The organism is Bacillus sp. PS196 (assembly GCF_037963555.1).
GTDB lineage: Bacteria > Bacillota > Bacilli > Bacillales > Bacillaceae > Bacillus > Bacillus subtilis.
Genome location: NZ_CP150159.1, coordinates 3723177 through 3740220, shown reverse-complemented (window position 1 = coordinate 3740220; position 17044 = coordinate 3723177). Strand labels below are relative to the sequence as shown.

Annotated in this window: 19 protein-coding genes; 15 read left to right on the top strand and 4 right to left on the bottom strand. The window is 44.6% G+C overall.

The features are described 5' to 3' along the window. The first annotated feature begins 169 nt into the window (after positions 1–169). Positions 170–1777, top strand: a complete 1608-nt coding sequence (pyrG, locus tag NST79_RS19400) for a CTP synthase (glutamine hydrolyzing) (protein WP_003227612.1) — start codon at positions 170–172, stop codon at positions 1775–1777. 81 nt (positions 1778–1858) lie between these two features. On the opposite strand, the gene NST79_RS19395 is transcribed toward pyrG, so the two are convergent. After that, positions 1859–2380: a DUF2529 domain-containing protein gene (locus NST79_RS19395; RefSeq protein WP_181217509.1), complete on the bottom strand. Its 522-nt coding sequence runs from the start codon at positions 2378–2380 to the stop codon at positions 1859–1861. A 165-nt stretch (positions 2381–2545) separates the two neighbouring features. Between NST79_RS19395 and spo0F the strand changes: the two genes are divergently transcribed. The 11 genes from spo0F (at position 2546) to NST79_RS19340 (ending at position 13093) form a co-directional block, all read left to right on the top strand. After that, on the top strand, positions 2546–2920 hold the full coding sequence (spo0F, locus tag NST79_RS19390; RefSeq protein ID WP_003227621.1) for a sporulation initiation phosphotransferase Spo0F: 375 nt from the start codon (positions 2546–2548) through the stop codon (positions 2918–2920). Positions 2921–3100: 180 nt separating this feature from the next. Further along, positions 3101–3958 (top strand): class II fructose-bisphosphate aldolase, encoded by an 858-nt coding sequence (locus NST79_RS19385; protein WP_003243339.1) that lies wholly within the window; start codon positions 3101–3103, stop codon positions 3956–3958. 119 nt (positions 3959–4077) lie between these two features. Beyond that, positions 4078–4716, top strand: a complete 639-nt coding sequence (fsa, locus tag NST79_RS19380) for a fructose-6-phosphate aldolase (RefSeq protein WP_003227626.1) — start codon at positions 4078–4080, stop codon at positions 4714–4716. Positions 4717–5094: 378 nt separating this feature from the next. Continuing rightward, positions 5095–6384: a UDP-N-acetylglucosamine 1-carboxyvinyltransferase gene (locus NST79_RS19375; protein WP_003227628.1), complete on the top strand. Its 1290-nt coding sequence runs from the start codon at positions 5095–5097 to the stop codon at positions 6382–6384. Positions 6385–6414: 30 nt separating this feature from the next. After that, positions 6415–7380 carry a class II fructose-bisphosphatase gene (gene glpX / locus NST79_RS19370; protein WP_003242962.1) on the top strand — a complete coding sequence of 322 codons (966 nt, stop codon included), beginning with the start codon at positions 6415–6417 and terminating at the stop codon, positions 7378–7380. 214 nt (positions 7381–7594) lie between these two features. After that, the gene (locus tag NST79_RS19365; RefSeq protein ID WP_003227632.1) at positions 7595–7756 is read left to right on the top strand and encodes a hypothetical protein; all 162 of its coding nucleotides are present in this window, start codon (positions 7595–7597) and stop codon (positions 7754–7756) included. Positions 7757–7786: 30 nt separating this feature from the next. After that, a complete protein-coding gene (rho, locus tag NST79_RS19360; RefSeq protein ID WP_003221939.1) occupies positions 7787–9070 on the top strand; it encodes a transcription termination factor Rho in 1284 nt (427 codons plus the stop codon). Positions 9071–9188: 118 nt separating this feature from the next. After that, the gene (gene rpmE / locus NST79_RS19355; RefSeq protein WP_003151132.1) at positions 9189–9389 is read left to right on the top strand and encodes a 50S ribosomal protein L31; all 201 of its coding nucleotides are present in this window, start codon (positions 9189–9191) and stop codon (positions 9387–9389) included. Positions 9390–9477: 88 nt separating this feature from the next. Continuing rightward, positions 9478–10065, top strand: a complete 588-nt coding sequence (locus NST79_RS19350; RefSeq protein ID WP_024572668.1) for a thymidine kinase — start codon at positions 9478–9480, stop codon at positions 10063–10065. Between the two features lie 289 nt (positions 10066–10354). Further along, positions 10355–12052, top strand: coding sequence for an oxaloacetate-decarboxylating malate dehydrogenase (malS, locus tag NST79_RS19345; protein ID WP_212060289.1), 1698 nt, complete (start codon positions 10355–10357; stop codon positions 12050–12052). A gap of 81 nt (positions 12053–12133) precedes the next feature. Beyond that, positions 12134–13093, top strand: a complete 960-nt coding sequence (locus tag NST79_RS19340) for an AEC family transporter (RefSeq protein WP_003242497.1) — start codon at positions 12134–12136, stop codon at positions 13091–13093. Between the two features lie 33 nt (positions 13094–13126). Here NST79_RS19340 and racA read toward each other — a convergent pair whose 3' ends face one another. Together racA and NST79_RS19330 are read right to left on the bottom strand one after the other, a co-directional pair. Then, positions 13127–13681: a chromosome-anchoring protein RacA gene (racA, locus tag NST79_RS19335; protein ID WP_015251007.1), complete on the bottom strand. Its 555-nt coding sequence runs from the start codon at positions 13679–13681 to the stop codon at positions 13127–13129. A 121-nt stretch (positions 13682–13802) separates the two neighbouring features. After that, positions 13803–14189, bottom strand: a complete 387-nt coding sequence (locus NST79_RS19330; protein WP_015251008.1) for a VOC family protein — start codon at positions 14187–14189, stop codon at positions 13803–13805. 125 nt (positions 14190–14314) lie between these two features. Here NST79_RS19330 and prfA point away from each other — a divergent pair, with 125 nt between their 5' ends. From prfA to NST79_RS19315, 3 genes are read left to right on the top strand one after another with little or no spacing between them, the layout of a single operon-like run. Continuing rightward, positions 14315–15385: a peptide chain release factor 1 gene (gene prfA / locus NST79_RS19325; protein WP_003227645.1), complete on the top strand. Its 1071-nt coding sequence runs from the start codon at positions 14315–14317 to the stop codon at positions 15383–15385. A 1-nt stretch (position 15386) separates the two neighbouring features. Next, positions 15387–16253 carry a peptide chain release factor N(5)-glutamine methyltransferase gene (gene prmC / locus NST79_RS19320; protein WP_212060290.1) on the top strand — a complete coding sequence of 289 codons (867 nt, stop codon included), beginning with the start codon at positions 15387–15389 and terminating at the stop codon, positions 16251–16253. A gap of 59 nt (positions 16254–16312) precedes the next feature. Beyond that, a complete protein-coding gene (locus NST79_RS19315) occupies positions 16313–16600 on the top strand; it encodes a DUF5316 family protein (RefSeq protein WP_003244050.1) in 288 nt (95 codons plus the stop codon). Between the two features lie 16 nt (positions 16601–16616). Here the strand turns inward: NST79_RS19315 and NST79_RS19310 are convergent, their stop codons facing one another. Next, positions 16617–16979, bottom strand: coding sequence for a UPF0715 family protein (locus NST79_RS19310; RefSeq protein ID WP_014478265.1), 363 nt, complete (start codon positions 16977–16979; stop codon positions 16617–16619). Positions 16980–17044 lie beyond the last annotated feature (65 nt).

The following is a 17044-nucleotide window of genomic DNA, read 5'->3' as shown; positions in this document are numbered from 1 at the left end:
AAAACGAAGAGAGAACATAGTACGTTATGCTCCCTTTCAAGAAATTGAAAGGGAGCTTTCTTATTTTCACCCCTCATTTTTCTTATAAATCATTTAAAAGGCTAAATGATTTTTTATAAAATAGTACATTTTAAAAATGTAGCTAAGAGCGAAGAGAGGAGCAAACGAAATGACGAAATATATTTTTGTAACCGGGGGAGTTGTATCCTCACTTGGAAAGGGTATTGTAGCAGCTTCATTAGGGCGTTTGCTGAAAAACCGCGGACTGAACGTGACGATTCAAAAATTCGATCCATACATCAACGTTGACCCGGGAACAATGAGCCCGTACCAGCACGGTGAAGTATTCGTAACGGATGACGGCGCTGAAACAGACTTGGACCTTGGTCACTATGAGCGTTTTATCGACATTAACCTGAATAAATTCAGCAACGTGACAACAGGTAAAATCTATTCAACAGTTCTTAAAAAAGAACGCCGCGGAGATTACCTTGGCGGAACCGTACAGGTCATTCCGCACATCACAAACGAATTGAAAGACCGTGTTTACCGCGCAGGGAAAGAGACAAACGCAGATGTTGTCATTACAGAAATCGGCGGTACTGTCGGAGACATCGAATCACTGCCATTCCTTGAAGCGATCCGCCAAATGAAGAGCGATATCGGCCGTGAAAACGTAATGTACATCCACTGTACGCTCGTACCTTACATTAAAGCTGCTGGCGAATTAAAAACAAAACCGACACAGCACAGCGTAAAAGAATTGCGCAGCTTGGGCATTCAGCCAAACATCATCGTCGTTCGTACAGAAATGCCGATTTCTCAAGATATGAAAGATAAAATCGCGCTTTTCTGCGACATCGATACAAAAGCGGTTATCGAATGTGAAGATGCGGACAACCTTTACTCCATTCCGCTGGAGCTTCAAAAACAAGGGCTTGATAAGCTTGTTTGCGAGCACATGAAATTGGCATGCAAAGAAGCGGAAATGTCCGAGTGGAAAGAGCTTGTTAACAAAGTCAGCAATCTGTCTCAAACGATTACAATCGGCCTTGTCGGCAAATACGTTGAGCTTCCTGACGCATACATTTCTGTTGTCGAGTCTCTCCGCCATGCGGGCTATGCGTTTGACACAGATGTAAAAGTGAAGTGGATCAACGCGGAAGAAGTGACAGAAAACAATATCGCAGAACTCACAAGCGGAACAGACGGCATCATTGTGCCGGGCGGATTCGGAGACCGCGGTGTTGAAGGCAAAATCGTCGCGACAAAATACGCGCGCGAAAACAACATTCCGTTCTTGGGCATTTGCTTGGGCATGCAGGTGGCGTCTATTGAATACGCACGAAACGTATTGGGCTTAAAAGGCGCTCACTCAGCGGAAATTGATCCGTCAACTCAATACCCGATCATTGATCTTCTTCCTGAACAAAAGGATGTTGAGGATCTTGGGGGAACGCTTCGTCTCGGCCTTTACCCTTGTAAGCTTGAAGAAGGCACGAAAGCCTTTGAAGTGTATCAGGATGAAGTGGTGTACGAGCGCCACCGCCACCGCTATGAGTTTAACAATGAATTCAGACAGCAAATGGAAGAGCAAGGCTTCGTATTCTCAGGCACAAGCCCTGATGGACGCCTTGTTGAAATCATCGAGCTGAAAGACCACCCTTGGTTCGTGGCTTCTCAGTTCCACCCAGAGTTCAAGTCAAGACCGACAAGACCTCAGCCTCTATTCAAAGGCTTTATCGGAGCGTCTGTCGAAGCTGCAAATCAGAAGTAATAAAAAAGACTTGCCGTTTGTCAAAAGCGGGCAAGTCTTTTTTATTTGTTTCCGGCAAGTTCCAGCATGTACAATAAGATATTATGCATACTCTTGCAGAATTTCTTTTAGTGTAAACGATAAAGCGTGATAGACATACAGTGCAGTCATTAAAGAGGGAAACCCGTAACGGGTGCCTTCTTCATCAGGAACAAGCGGCATTTTTAATTTAGAATCAATATGCACATCACAATACTGTTCTATTCCCGCACTGTCTTTGGCTGCGGGCGATACGCATACGACTCCCGCACCTTTTTCATAAAGCTCTTTTGCGAGGGCCTGTTCTTCGGCTGTGCCCGTCCCTGAGCAAAACATCAGCACCCTGTCGCTTTCTGTCACTTCCTCAGCGCTTTCTGGAAAGGCTTTGACAGATGGGAAGGGTTCTTTGCTTTCGGTGGCCTCAAAAAAGACGCCCTGAAGCTCATTCGCTCCGTATAAATAAATGGAATGCCCGCTGATCACCGCTTGAGCAAGCAGCCGCGCCCCATCTTCAATCGCGTCAGATTCCTTATCCTGAATGCGGGAAAAAATACCTGTTAACTGCGTCGTGAATATTTTCAACATAAGTGAATCCTCCTTTATAACGTACAATATCAGTATACAACAAAAGAGAAAATGCTCAGAAAATGTCGTAAAGTAGACTATTATAATTAAAGGAAATAGGAAAATCAAACAGAATACATACAATACTGCTTACTTTTGACGAAAATCATAATATTGGGGTGTAAAATGATGAATGAAAAAATTTTAATCGTTGATGATCAATACGGCATTCGTATTTTGCTAAATGAAGTGTTCAATAAAGAAGGCTACCAGACGTTTCAGGCTGCGAACGGCCTGCAGGCGCTTGACATTGTGACAAAAGAACGGCCCGACCTTGTGCTTTTGGACATGAAAATTCCCGGCATGGACGGAATCGAAATCTTAAAACGGATGAAGGTCATTGACGAAAACATCCGGGTCATTATCATGACGGCATACGGAGAGCTCGACATGATCCAAGAATCGAAGGAATTGGGCGCTCTGACGCACTTTGCCAAGCCGTTTGACATCGACGAAATCAGAGACGCCGTCAAAAAATATCTGCCCCTGAAGTCTAACTGACAAAAAGAAGAAACAAATGAATCATGTCATTATGTTGCCGATTTGTCGAAAAGTTGGTATCCTAGTTATGGAGAAAAAGCGATCTGAGTATTTACATATGACAGCAATATATGGGTCATGCTAGGGTGGAAAGCTTTTTTCGCTAGAAGACAATCAGGCTACATAAGGAGGACATTCGACATGCCTTTAGTTTCTATGACGGAAATGTTGAATACAGCTAAAGAAAAAGGGTACGCTGTAGGACAATTTAACTTAAACAACCTTGAGTTTACTCAAGCGATTTTACAAGCAGCTGAAGAAGAAAAATCTCCAGTGATCCTTGGTGTTTCCGAAGGTGCGGGACGCTACATGGGCGGCTTCAAAACAGTCGTTGCTATGGTAAAAGCACTTATGGAAGAGTACAAAGTGACAGTTCCTGTTGCGATTCACTTAGACCACGGTTCAAGCTTTGAATCTTGTGCGAAAGCGATTCATGCAGGTTTCACATCTGTAATGATCGACGCTTCTCACCATCCATTTGAAGAAAACGTAGCAACGACTGCTAAAGTTGTTGAGCTTGCTCATTTCCACGGAGTATCTGTAGAAGCTGAGCTTGGAACAGTAGGCGGACAAGAAGATGACGTTATCGCTGAAGGCGTAATCTACGCTGATCCTAAAGAGTGCCAAGAGCTTGTTGAGCGCACTGGCATCGACTGCCTTGCACCTGCATTAGGTTCTGTTCACGGCCCTTACAAAGGTGAGCCAAACCTTGGATTCAAAGAAATGGAAGAGATCGGAAAATCAACTGGTCTTCCGCTAGTTCTTCACGGCGGTACTGGAATTCCGACTGCTGACATCAAAAAATCAATTTCACTTGGTACAGCTAAAATCAACGTGAATACTGAAAACCAAATTTCTTCTGCAAAAGCTGTTCGCGAAACATTGGCAGCTAAGCCTGACGAGTACGATCCACGTAAATACCTTGGACCAGCTCGTGAAGCGATCAAAGAAACAGTTATCGGTAAAATGCGTGAATTTGGTTCTTCAAACCAAGCTTAATTCAATTGGAACTTTTTATAGCCGCCTGACAGCTTGACAGGCGGTTTTCCGTCTATCTTTAGAAAGCGCAATCATATTCGCAGTTCAGAAAATTTCTTAATCAGGGAGGCTTTTTGAAAATGTTATTCTTTGTTGATACAGCCAATATCGATGAAATTAGAGAAGCGAATGAATTAGGAATTCTCGCCGGTGTAACGACGAATCCTAGTTTAGTAGCAAAGGAAGCTAACGTATCATTCCACGACCGTCTTCGCGAGATCACAGACGTCGTGAAAGGGTCTGTAAGCGCAGAGGTTATTTCTTTGAAAGCTGAGGAAATGATCGAGGAAGGAAAAGAACTGGCGAAGATCGCTCCGAACATTACGGTGAAAATCCCAATGACGTCTGACGGTTTAAAAGCGGTAAGAGCACTTACTGACTTAGGCATCAAAACAAACGTTACATTGATCTTCAATGCCAACCAGGCGCTTCTTGCTGCCAGAGCGGGGGCAACATATGTATCTCCATTCCTGGGACGTTTAGATGACATCGGCCACAACGGGCTTGACCTGATTTCAGAAGTTAAACAGATTTTTGACATTCACGGCCTTGACACGCAAATCATTGCAGCGTCAATCCGCCATCCGCAGCACGTGACAGAAGCTGCTCTTAGAGGGGCTCATATCGGCACAATGCCGCTGAAAGTCATTCATGCGCTCACTAAACACCCGTTAACAGACAAAGGAATCGAACAATTCCTGGCAGACTGGAACAAATAATGAAAGGGGCGGCAAACAGCTTTATGCCTGTTTGCCGCGGCCTTTGTATTTCACCGACCTGATACAGCGGATCTTCAGATGCTGACGCCGCTTTACAGAGAAGGAATCATTGGGCTGCAGAAGCTGATATCGGAATGAAGGGTATGCGTACTGCTTTTGCCGGATGACGACGATGTCTCTCGAGCCGGCGGGTCTCTGTGCATCTTTTGAAACCTGTACCCCCCAAAGCTTCGCTATTTTCTTCCTGATATTTTACAATGTGTTGTATTCTTTCTCTTCGAATTGGCTAGATTTTGGACATGAGCTTTATTTGCAGAGACAGAATAAAATGACATTTTATTTAGCTCCGCAGCTATCTTCTTATGGAAGGAGACTATCATGGAAAAGTTGAATATTGCCGGCGGTGACTCGTTAAACGGTACAGTACATATCAGCGGCGCTAAAAACAGCGCTGTTGCGTTAATACCTGCAACCATTTTGGCAAATTCCGAGGTGACAATTGAAGGGCTTCCAGAGATTTCAGATATTGAAACGCTGCGTGACCTGTTAAAGGAAATTGGCGGCAACGTGCATTTTGAGAATGGGGAAATGGTTGTTGACCCTACGTCGATGATCAGCATGCCGCTTCCTAACGGGAAAGTAAAAAAGCTTCGCGCGTCATATTATTTAATGGGGGCGATGCTCGGCCGCTTCAAGCAGGCGGTCATTGGATTGCCTGGCGGCTGTCACTTAGGGCCCCGTCCGATTGATCAGCATATCAAAGGCTTTGAAGCACTCGGAGCTGAAGTAACCAATGAACAAGGCGCCATTTATTTGCGAGCTGAAAGGCTGAGAGGCGCACGGATTTATTTAGATGTCGTAAGCGTTGGGGCAACGATTAACATTATGCTCGCCGCTGTTTTGGCAGAAGGGAAAACGATCATCGAAAACGCTGCCAAGGAGCCTGAGATCATTGACGTCGCGACATTGCTTACCAGCATGGGCGCCAAAATCAAAGGTGCGGGCACCAATGTGATTCGAATCGACGGCGTGAAGGAACTGCACGGCTGCAAGCATACGATCATTCCGGACAGAATTGAAGCCGGGACATTTATGATTGCAGGGGCTGCAATGGGCAAGGAAGTCATTATCGATAACGTCATCCCCACTCATCTTGAGTCGTTAACGGCAAAGCTGAGAGAAATGGGCTATCATATCGAAACAAGCGACGATCAGCTCCTCATTGTCGGCGGGCAGAAGAACTTAAAGCCGGTTGACGTCAAAACCCTCGTATACCCGGGGTTTCCGACTGATTTACAGCAGCCGATGACGGCGCTCCTGACAAGGGCGAAAGGGACGAGTGTCGTCACAGACACCATCTACTCGGCAAGATTCAAACACATTGATGAGCTGAGACGAATGGGTGCCAATATGAAAGTAGAAGGCAGATCTGCCATCATCACAGGTCCTGTCGAGCTTCAAGGCGCAAAAGTGAAGGCGAGTGATCTGCGTGCCGGAGCCTGCTTGGTGGTAGCCGGACTGATGGCTGATGGCGTCACGGAAATTACGGGACTGGAGCATATTGACCGCGGATACAGCAGCCTTGAGAAGAAGCTTGAGGGGCTTGGAGCGACAATTTGGCGGGAAAGAATGACTGACGAAGAAATAGAACAGCTTCAAAATTCATAATGGTTTCTTGTGAGAGGAGATCGTGTTGAAATGGAAAGAAGTTTATCAATGGAATTGGTACGTGTGACCGAAGCTGCGGCATTGGCATCAGCAAGATGGATGGGCCGGGGGAAAAAAGATGAGGCTGATGAAGCGGCAACAAGTGCAATGAGAGACGTTTTTGATACAGTGCCGATGAAAGGGACCGTTGTAATCGGTGAAGGGGAAATGGACGAAGCGCCGATGCTGTATATCGGGGAAAAACTCGGAAACGGGTACGGCCCTCGCGTTGATGTCGCAGTTGACCCTCTTGAAGGCACAAACATCTTAGCAAGCGGCGGCTGGAACGCGCTGACGGTGATCGCGGTCGCAGACCACGGCACTCTGCTGAATGCTCCTGACATGTATATGCAAAAAATCGCAGTCGGTCCAGAAGCGGTGGGCTGCATTGACATCGAAGCACCTGTCATTGACAACCTTAAAGCGGTGGCAAAAGCGAAAAACAAGGACGTTGAGGACGTCGTTGCCACAATTTTAAACCGTGAAAGACACGCAAAAATCATTTCCGAGCTTCGTGAGGCCGGCGCCAGAATCAAATTGATCAATGACGGCGATGTCGCAGGCGCCATCAACACGGCTTTCGACCACACGGGCGTTGATATCCTGTTCGGATCAGGCGGCGCTCCTGAGGGTGTGCTTTCCGCTGTTGCGCTAAAAGCACTCGGCGGAGAAATCATTGGTAAACTTCTTCCGCAAAGCGAAGAAGAAATCACTCGCTGTCACAAAATGGGCCTTGATTTAAGCAAAGTCCTTCGCATGGAAGACCTTGTGAAGGGTGATGACGCGATTTTTGCAGCTACAGGGGTTACTGACGGCGAGCTGTTAAAAGGAGTTCAATTCAAAGGCTCTGTCGGTACAACTGAAAGCTTAGTTATCCGTGCAAAATCGGGCACTGTTCGTTTCGTTGACGGCAGACACAGCTTGAAAAAGAAACCAAATCTTGTAATCCGTCCATAACAAACAGAAAAAGCGGGTGTGAGCCCGCTTTAACTTTTGCAGAAAAGCGTCAACTCTATCAATTCCGTGTCAAAACCTTATTTCAGTTGAATAATTTTTTGAAATAAGGTAAAAATAAAGAGTGCTGCGAATTTTTCTGCGTAATACCTTCTTTTAAGCACTAGGAAAGTTTCAATTTCTACCGCATACAGACGATATAAGTATTGATCTTCTCATGTTTTTGTCCTCGCTTCCTTCAAAACTCATTAAGACAATCCTTTTAACAAAAGCGCCGATCATGGGTGGAAGTGTTACCGATAGAAGTTCCTTTATGTTAAAAAAAGAATGTGCTTTGGCGGATGTTGTGCAAAAGCAGCAGATGACATGTTCAGAGTAAGATATTGACTATGAAAAGCGTGGTGTTTTTATGAAAGACGTATCTATTTCCTCTTTGGAAAATATGAAATTGAAAGAGCTTTATGAACTTGCAAGACATTATAAAATCTCCTATTACAGCAAACTGACAAAAAAAGAACTCATTTTCGCCATTCTGAAAGCGAATGCAGAACAGGAAGATCTGCTGTTTATGGAAGGCGTTCTCGAGATCATCCAGTCTGAAGGTTTCGGATTCCTGAGACCGATCAACTACTCTCCAAGCTCAGAAGACATTTACATCTCAGCTTCACAAATCCGCCGTTTCGATTTGCGGAACGGAGACAAAGTATCTGGCAAGGTTCGCCCGCCAAAAGAAAATGAGCGTTACTATGGACTTTTGCACGTTGAAGCAGTAAATGGGGATGATCCCGAATCTGCAAAAGAGCGTGTGCATTTCCCGGCTCTTACGCCACTTTACCCGGATCGTCAAATGGTGCTTGAAACAAAGCCGAACTTCTTGTCTACAAGAATTATGGACATGATGGCGCCGGTTGGATTTGGGCAGCGCGGATTGATTGTTGCGCCGCCGAAAGCCGGAAAAACGATGCTGCTGAAGGAAATTGCCAACAGCATTACAGCGAACCAGCCTGAAGCAGAGCTGATCGTGCTTTTAATTGACGAAAGACCTGAGGAAGTAACCGATATCGAGCGCTCTGTAGCTGGGGATGTCGTCAGCTCAACGTTTGATGAAGTGCCGGAAAACCATATCAAAGTGGCCGAGCTTGTGCTTGAACGTGCAATGCGTCTCGTGGAACACAAAAAAGACGTCATTATCCTGATGGACAGCATCACACGGCTTGCCCGCGCCTACAACTTAGTGATTCCGCCAAGCGGAAGAACGCTTTCCGGGGGGATTGACCCAGCGGCGTTCCACCGTCCGAAACGCTTCTTCGGGGCTGCGAGAAATATCGAAGAGGGCGGCAGCTTAACCATCCTTGCTACGGCTCTGGTCGATACAGGTTCACGTATGGATGATGTCATTTATGAAGAATTCAAGGGAACAGGCAACATGGAGCTCCATCTTGACCGCTCTCTTGCCGAGCGCCGCATCTTCCCTGCCATCGATATCCGCCGTTCAGGAACGCGCAAAGAAGAGCTGCTTGTGCCTAAAGAGCATCTTGATCGTTTATGGTCTATCCGCAAAACGATGTCTGATTCACCTGATTTCGCAGAAAAGTTCATGAGAAAAATGAAAAAAACCAAAACAAACCAGGAATTTTTCGATATTCTCAATCAAGAATGGAAACAGGCAAATCTATCATCTGCAAGAAGGTAAATTGTATTTGCAAAAGAAGTAAATCACTGATATAATTTTCTCATATGCGTTTCGGACAATGATCCGAAATAATAACTCTGTTTCCACACGGGATTCAGGGCGGAAGGAGATGGATACAATGAAAGCAGGAATTCATCCTAATTTCAAAAAAGCAACAGTTAAATGCGCTTGCGGAAATGAATTTGAAACAGGCTCAGTAAAAGAAGAGGTACGCGTTGAGATTTGCTCTGAATGCCACCCATTCTACACTGGCCGTCAAAAATTCGCTTCTGCTGATGGTCGTGTTGATCGCTTTAACAAAAAATACGGTCTTAAGTAATAATAGATTTCTCAACAGGCAAGCAGCAGTCTTGCCTGTTTTTTATATTGTCTAAAACACAGCTGGCAGAGAGAGGGGAGCGAAGCCTATGTACATAATGAAACAAAGCGGGTGGCTTGAGCTGATTTGCGGCAGCATGTTCTCGGGGAAATCTGAAGAGCTGATCAGAAGAGTGAAGAGAGCGACTTACGCCAAGCAGGAAGTCAGGGTATTTAAGCCTGTAATTGATAACCGATACAGCGAAGCTGCTGTTGTCTCCCATAATGGAACATCGATGACGAGCTATGCCATTTCGTCTGCTGCGGACATTTGGGATCACATCAGTGAAAGTACAGATGTGGTTGCGGTTGATGAAGTGCAGTTTTTTGATCAGGAAATTGTTGAGGTTTTATCATCTCTTGCCGATAAAGGCTACCGTGTGATAGCAGCAGGCCTTGATATGGATTTTAGGGGAGAGCCGTTCGGTGTCGTCCCGAATATCATGGCGATTGCGGAAAGTGTGACAAAGCTGCAAGCCGTCTGTTCTGTTTGCGGATCACCGGCGAGCAGAACACAGCGCCTCATTGACGGCAAACCTGCTTCTTACGATGATCCGGTCATTTTGGTTGGTGCATCTGAATCATATGAAGCAAGATGCAGACATCATCACGAAGTCCCAGGTAAATCTAAAAAATAGTCCAAAACATGGGTATAAAGATAGAATGCACCGGCTAAAAACACCGGTGTTTTTTTTATATTCTGATAATATTCAATTAAAAAATTTAAATAAGTATATTAAAAAATTAAGTAATTTTCTTCTCTTGAATTTTGATTTTGACAGGCATACAATAGCTTACGTAATGTAAATAGTTTTGAGACATTGTTCGAATAATTGTCACAAAGTCGCATAAAGATCATGATCGGTCATATTTTAGATGGGTTATTACTTAACTTGGTTAACTATTTCAAGAAAGAAGGAGATTTGCTTGAATAACATAAAAAAAACGAAAGAAGGCCACTTAGAAACACCTCTTAGAGGAAAAGAAGTTTTATCTATTCCTACTTTAAATAAAGGCGTTGCTTTTTCACTAGAAGAAAGACAAGAACTCGGCTTAGAAGGACTTCTGCCGCCAACTGTACTTTCTCTTGATCAACAAGCACAACGCGCGTACGAGCAATTCCAAGCGCAGCCTGACCGCCTTCGTCAAAATGTTTACTTAAGTGATCTTGCAAACCGTAACGAAGTTCTTTTCTATAAATTGCTGAAAAACCATCTTCGCGAAATGCTTCCTGTTGTGTACACGCCAACAGTTGGTGAAGCGATTCAGGAATACAGCCATGAATATAGAAGACCTCAAGGAATCTACTTGTCAATCGATAACATTGACGGTATTGAAAAAGCGTTTGAAAACCTTCATGCGACAGCAGGCGATATTGATCTTATCGTTGCTACTGACTCCGAAAGCATTCTCGGTATCGGTGACTGGGGTGTAGGCGGTATTAATATCGCAATCGGTAAATTGGCTGTTTACACTGCTGCAGCTGGTATTGACCCTAGCCGTGTTATCCCGGTTGTGCTTGATGTCGGTACGAACAACGAAAAACTTCTAAACGATCCTTTATATATTGGTAACAAGCATGAACGTGTTCAAGGTGAACGCTACGAAGCTTTCATTGACGCTTATGTAAAAGCTGCATTGAAATTCTTCCCTAAAGCGCTTCTTCACTGGGAAGACCTTGGCAACAAAAATGCACGCAACATCATGAAAAAATACAATCATGAAATCCTGACATTTAATGATGATATTCAAGGTACTGGCGCGATTACACTTGCAGGTGTGCTTGCTGCTATGAAGAAAACCGGCGCTTCTATTAAAGATCAGCGTGTTGTTATCTTCGGTGCTGGTTCTGCTGGTATCGGTATTGCTGACCAAATCCGTGACACAATGGTGCTAGCCGGATTATCTGAAGAAGAAGCTAACAAACGTTTCTACACACTTGATTACAGAGGCTTGCTGACTGAAGACATCGAAGGCATCCTTGATTTCCAAAAACCTTACCTTCGCAATGCGGATGAAGTGAAAGACTGGAAGCGCGATGAAAAAGGTCAAATTCCATTCGATGAAGTGGTTCGTCAAGCGAAACCAACAATCTTGATTGGTACTTCAGGGGTTTCAGGTGCATTCACAGAGGAAATTGTAAAAGAAATGGCATCTCACGTAGACCGTCCGGTTATCATGCCGATGTCTAACCCGACTCACCTTGCTGAAGCTGTTCCTGAAGATCTGTTCAAATGGACTGACGGAAAAGTGCTTATTGCAACAGGAAGCCCATTTGACAATGTAGAATACAACGGTGTTTCTTATGAAATCGGACAATCTAACAACGCATTCGCGTTCCCTGGTCTTGGACTTGGTTCAATTGTAGCTGAAGCGCGTATCATTACACCTGCTATGTTTGCTGCAACTGCTGATGCGATTGCTGAAATGGTTGATCTTGAAACACCTGGAGCAGGATTGCTTCCAAGCATTGATAAGCTTCAAGAGGTTTCTATCCAAGTTGCGATTGCCGTTGCTGAAGCAGCAATTAAAGACGGCGTGGCAAATCGTCAGCCTGAAGATGTGAAACAAGCGGTACTTGATGCAATGTGGACACCTGAATACAAAAAAGTCATCGCGAAATAATTAGCGAGTAAATTTTTCTGTCCGAGGGAAAGCTTTTTGTAAAGCTAAAGTATACGGACATAGGATTTGGAGGAGAATATTTTGAGCATCTTAGATATCTTAATCCTCCTGGCGCCGATCTTCTTTGTTATCGTGCTGGGTTGGTTTGCAGGACATTTTGGAAGTTATGATGCCAAGTCGGCAAAAGGGGTAAGTACGTTAGTAACGAAATACGCACTTCCAGCTCACTTTATCGCTGGTATTTTGACAACTTCCAGAAGTGAATTTTTATCACAAGTACCTTTAATGATTTCTTTAATTATTGGGATTGTTGGTTTCTATATCATCATTCTTTTGGTTTGCAGATTTATTTTCAAGTATGATTTAACGAACTCATCTGTATTTTCTTTGAACTCTGCACAGCCGACATTCGCATTTATGGGTATCCCGGTATTGGGAAGCTTATTCGGAGCGAATGAAGTTGCGATTCCGATCGCGGTCACAGGTATCGTGGTTAACGCGATCCTTGATCCGCTCGCGATCATTATCGCTACTGTTGGTGAGTCTTCTAAGAAAAACGAAGAGAGTGGCGACAGCTTCTGGAAGATGACAGGAAAATCAATCCTGCATGGTCTTTGTGAGCCGCTTGCAGCTGCTCCGTTAATCAGTATGATTTTAGTGCTGGTTTTCAATTTCACTCTTCCTGAGCTGGGTGTTAAAATGCTTGATCAGCTTGGAAGCACAACATCTGGTGTTGCTCTCTTTGCTGTCGGTGTTACCGTTGGTATTCGTAAAATTAAACTCAGTATGCCGGCTATCGGTATTGCGTTACTAAAAGTTGCGGTTCAGCCTGCGTTAATGTTCCTGATTGCTCTTGCTATCGGACTTCCAGCTGACCAAACAACAAAAGCAATCCTTCTTGTTGCATTCCCTGGTTCTGCCGTTGCAGCCATGATTGCGACTCGTTTCGAGAAACAAGAAGAAGAAACTGCAACTGCGTTTGTGGTCAGTGCGATTCTGTCATTGATTTCACTTCCAATCATTATCGCGCTTACTGCGTAACAAAAAAAGCTCCCTTTAAGGGAGCTTTTTGCTTTAGGTTTGAAATTTGAACAGTGACAGCAGCGGTTTTTTTCTTGTTTTGGTTTTTTCAGAAGCAGCAGCAGTCTCGGGGATCGGCTGAGCGGTGAATTCTTTCATTTGTGAGGTCAGTGATTGCAGATCTGCAAGAATATCATCGATTTCTCTGCGGTGCTGAAGCAGCTGGTAAGATACACCTTCATCGGCTTTTTGTTTCAGCTGGCGTTCCAGTTCCGACATCCTTGCCATCAATTCGCTTTCGTCCTGCCTTTGCTGTAAAAGGGTGTCCAGCTTTTGTTCAAGCTGCTCGATTCTTCGTTCTGTGTCGCTACTTGTTTTTTGGACAAGGAAGCCTGTGCGCTTTTTAGCGCTTTTCGGCAGATGAATATCCTGAATCGCCGTGCCTTCAGAGATTTGTTTTTGAACGGATTTTAGAACCTTCACGTCTTCTGCCGTGAACGAATAGTGTCCGAGCTCATTGCGTTCGGCCGGAAGATTCAGCTGCTTCACCCACCGCTGCACCGTTTTTGCGGAGACGCCGAGTTCACTTGCTACCATATTTGTATTCATGATCCCATACCTCCTTTTAAGCTAGGTATTCGACCATAGAATGCGGTTCCCTTCCCGTTAGACAAAACAAGAAAAGATTCGGCAAAGAAAGTGGGTATCTCCTTTTTTTCTTCAAAAACTGTTATTGTTCATACAGTTCTAATGGAAGCTGGTCAGGATCAAAAAAGAAGGTGAAACGCTTGCCGGTCAGCGGATCTGTTCTGATTGGCTCTGTTTCGATTCCTTTTTCATGAAGCTCCTGAACCGCCTTATCCAAGCTGACGACTGTAAAGGCGAGGTGACGCAGGCCTGCGGCTTCAGGCCGGGTTTGTCGTTCGGGCGGATCGGGAAACGAGAACAGCTCAATGACATACGAGCCGTTAAGCGACAAATCAAGCTTATAGGAGCCGCGCTCTTCGCGGTACGTTTCTTGAATCACCTGAAAACCAAGCTTATGTACGTAGAAAGCTTTCGACTTTTCGTAATCTGAACATATGATTGCAATATGATGTATGGATTTCAGCAACATCATCCCTCCTCGAATTCCAGTATAGCAGAGGGGGCTTTTCCAGCTGGGATTGAAATGCTTTTGACTGGGGTTAATCACTATACTATAATGAGAATGTTACGCACAGGAAAACAGAGGTGAAGACCGTGTTAGACCGTTTAAAATCAATTGAAGAACGATACGAAAAATTAAATGAGCTTTTGAGCGATCCAGAAGTAGTCAACGATCCGAAAAAGCTAAGAGAATATTCAAAAGAGCAATCTGATATACAAGAAACAGTTGACGTATATAGACAATACAGAGATGCGTCAGAACAGCTGGCTGATGCAAAAGCGATGCTTGAAGAGAAGTTGGACGCTGAGATGCGCGATATGGTGAAGGAAGAGATTTCTGAACTTCAGAAGGAAACGGAAACACTGTCAGAACGGCTGAAAGTGCTCTTGATCCCGAAAGATCCTAATGATGATAAAAACGTTATTATGGAGATCCGCGGAGCCGCGGGAGGCGAGGAAGCCGCTTTATTCGCGGGCAATCTGTACAGAATGTATTCCCGTTATGCTGAGCTTCAGGGCTGGAAAACAGAGGTCATGGAAGCGAATGTAACCGGAACGGGCGGCTACAAAGAGATCATCTTTATGATTACAGGAAGCGGCGCGTATTCTAAACTCAAATATGAAAACGGCGCCCACCGCGTACAGCGTGTTCCGGAAACAGAATCAGGCGGACGCATCCATACATCCACTGCAACAGTGGCATGTCTTCCTGAGGCAGAAGAGGTAGAGGTCGACATCCATGAGAAGGATATCCGTGTCGATACATTTGCTTCAAGCGGACCGGGCGGACAAAGCGTTAACACAACAATGTCTGCGGTTCGTCTGACTCACTTGCCGACAGGTGTTGTTGTATCATGCCAGGATGAAAAATCTCAAATTAAGAACAAAGAAAAAGCAATGAAGGTTCTCCGTGCCAGAATCTATGATAAATTTCAGCAGGAAGCCCAGGCTGAATATGATCAAACACGGAAATCAGCAGTCGGATCTGGTGACCGCTCTGAACGTATCCGCACATACAACTTCCCGCAAAACCGTGTGACGGATCACAGAATCGGTTTGACGATTCAAAAGCTTGATCAGATTCTTGAAGGAAAACTTGACGAAGTGGTTGAAGCGCTGATTGTTGAAGATCAGGCAAGCAAGCTTCAGCAGTCGGAAGGTTAAGATGAAGACGATATTCGAAGCCCTGAAATGGGCTTCTTCTTATTTAACCGAAGCGGGAAGAGAAGAAAATGCGGCCGAGCTCCTATTGCTTTATGATACCGGAATGGAGAGAAGCAAGCTGCTCGCAAGCTTACAGGAACCGATTGGTGAAGACGAACTGTATCGCTTTAAGCGTCACGTTGAGATGCATAAAGAGGGCGTGCCGGTTCAATACATTATAGGAAAAGAGTTTTTTTATGGACGGGAATTTATGGTGAATGATGATGTGCTGATCCCGCGGCCGGAAACTGAAGAAGTTGTCTTTCATTTGCTTGAAAAATATCGGAGTGTTTTTTCTGAAGACGGCAAGCTCGAAGTTGTTGACGTTGGTACAGGGAGCGGCGCAATAGCCGTCACGCTTGCGCTTGAAAACCAAAGCTTTTCTGTGTCGGCGGTCGATATTTCGAAAGAGGCGCTGCAAGTCGCCTCTGCCAATGCAGAAAAACTCGGAGCGAATGTGCGCTTTTATCAGGGCGATCTGCTTGAGCCTTTTATTAAGGCAGGAAAAAAAGTGGATATCATTGTCTCAAACCCGCCATATATTTCAGAGGAAGAAATGGCTGATTTATCGGAAATTGTCCGTTTTCATGAGCCGCTGCACGCACTCACCGATGGCGGAGACGGGCTGAAATTTTATAAGCGGTTTATGGAAGACATTCCGCTTGTTATGAAGGATAAAGTATTTGTCGTTTTTGAAATCGGCTGGAAACAGGGAGCGGCGGTCAAAGACCTGATCCTCAAGGCGTTTAAGGGGGCGGAAGTGGAAGTGCTGAAAGATATTAATGGAAAAGACAGAACCATATGCGCTCTGATTCATAAAAATAAATAAGCAGCTTGCTGGCGAGTGAATGGATCAAGCTGTTTAACACCAGCAAAGGGGATGTAAACATGAAAAAGGCCCTGACAGCAGGAATCCTGCTCATTGCGATTGAGAGCATGATTGGCACCATTTTTCCGCAGGCTCTTTCATATGAAGCGATTTTTGGCGTTGCGTCTCTCGTTTTAGTGGGGCTCGCGATCATTACATCGGGTTTGGCTGTAAGCGGAAGCGATCAGCGGGCAAACTACCATTCAGAAACCAAAGAAGGCCGTACATCTCGCATGAAAATGGCGGCCGCTTTCTTTGTTGCGGCGATACCTTCCATTCTATGTTATTTACTGACGATTTTGTTTTAATAAAAAAGGAAGCCTCTTAGGCTTCCTTTTTTTGCAGTAAAACAGAATCCCATATCCAATAGATAAGAGCTGTTAATACAGCGAAAAGATAAAAGGCTGTATTTTGAAACAGAGATTGTCCCGAAGGCTGAAGCACGCCGAAAATGATCGCGTTGGCAATAAAAGCAGCGGCAAGGTAATACAGCAGATACAAAGGGCTGAAACGTTTCGGCTTTTTATTCATCATGATTTGAAGCGGCAGTGCGAAGATCAAATAAGGAAACAGAAAATAAAATGCCATTGTGATGAGAGCGGCAATGATAAATGAATGAATATAAATTACTGAATAAAGAACGGACATCGTGAATGCTGATAACAGCACTGTATAATTGTATTTCATCTTAAACCTCCTAAAACACTATCGTACCATAAATAAGATTAACAGCTTGCTAGATTTTTTTCACC

Bases quoted from the DNA above. Each gene is read 5' to 3' on its own strand.
- NST79_RS19385 (WP_003243339.1), top strand. From the start codon at position 3,101: ATGCCTTTAGTTTCTATGACGGAAATGTTGAATACAGCTAAAGAAAAA.
- glpX (WP_003242962.1), top strand. From the start codon at position 6,415: ATGGAAAGAAGTTTATCAATGGAATTGGTACGTGTGACCGAAGCTGCG.
- racA (WP_015251007.1), bottom strand. From the start codon at position 13,681: ATGAATACAAATATGGTAGCAAGTGAACTCGGCGTCTCCGCAAAAACG.
- NST79_RS19310 (WP_014478265.1), bottom strand. From the start codon at position 16,979: ATGAAATACAATTATACAGTGCTGTTATCAGCATTCACGATGTCCGTT.
- NST79_RS19375 (WP_003227628.1), top strand. From the start codon at position 5,095: ATGGAAAAGTTGAATATTGCCGGCGGTGACTCGTTAAACGGTACAGTA.
- NST79_RS19350 (WP_024572668.1), top strand. From the start codon at position 9,478: ATGTACATAATGAAACAAAGCGGGTGGCTTGAGCTGATTTGCGGCAGC.
- prmC (WP_212060290.1), top strand. From the start codon at position 15,387: ATGAAGACGATATTCGAAGCCCTGAAATGGGCTTCTTCTTATTTAACC.
- rpmE (WP_003151132.1), top strand. From the start codon at position 9,189: ATGAAAGCAGGAATTCATCCTAATTTCAAAAAAGCAACAGTTAAATGC.
- NST79_RS19395 (WP_181217509.1), bottom strand. From the start codon at position 2,380: ATGTTGAAAATATTCACGACGCAGTTAACAGGTATTTTTTCCCGCATT.
- rho (WP_003221939.1), top strand. From the start codon at position 7,787: ATGAAAGACGTATCTATTTCCTCTTTGGAAAATATGAAATTGAAAGAG.
- spo0F (WP_003227621.1), top strand. From the start codon at position 2,546: ATGATGAATGAAAAAATTTTAATCGTTGATGATCAATACGGCATTCGT.
- pyrG (WP_003227612.1), top strand. From the start codon at position 170: ATGACGAAATATATTTTTGTAACCGGGGGAGTTGTATCCTCACTTGGA.
- fsa (WP_003227626.1), top strand. From the start codon at position 4,078: ATGTTATTCTTTGTTGATACAGCCAATATCGATGAAATTAGAGAAGCG.
- NST79_RS19330 (WP_015251008.1), bottom strand. From the start codon at position 14,189: ATGTTGCTGAAATCCATACATCATATTGCAATCATATGTTCAGATTAC.
- NST79_RS19315 (WP_003244050.1), top strand. From the start codon at position 16,313: ATGAAAAAGGCCCTGACAGCAGGAATCCTGCTCATTGCGATTGAGAGC.
- NST79_RS19365 (WP_003227632.1), top strand. From the start codon at position 7,595: ATGTTTTTGTCCTCGCTTCCTTCAAAACTCATTAAGACAATCCTTTTA.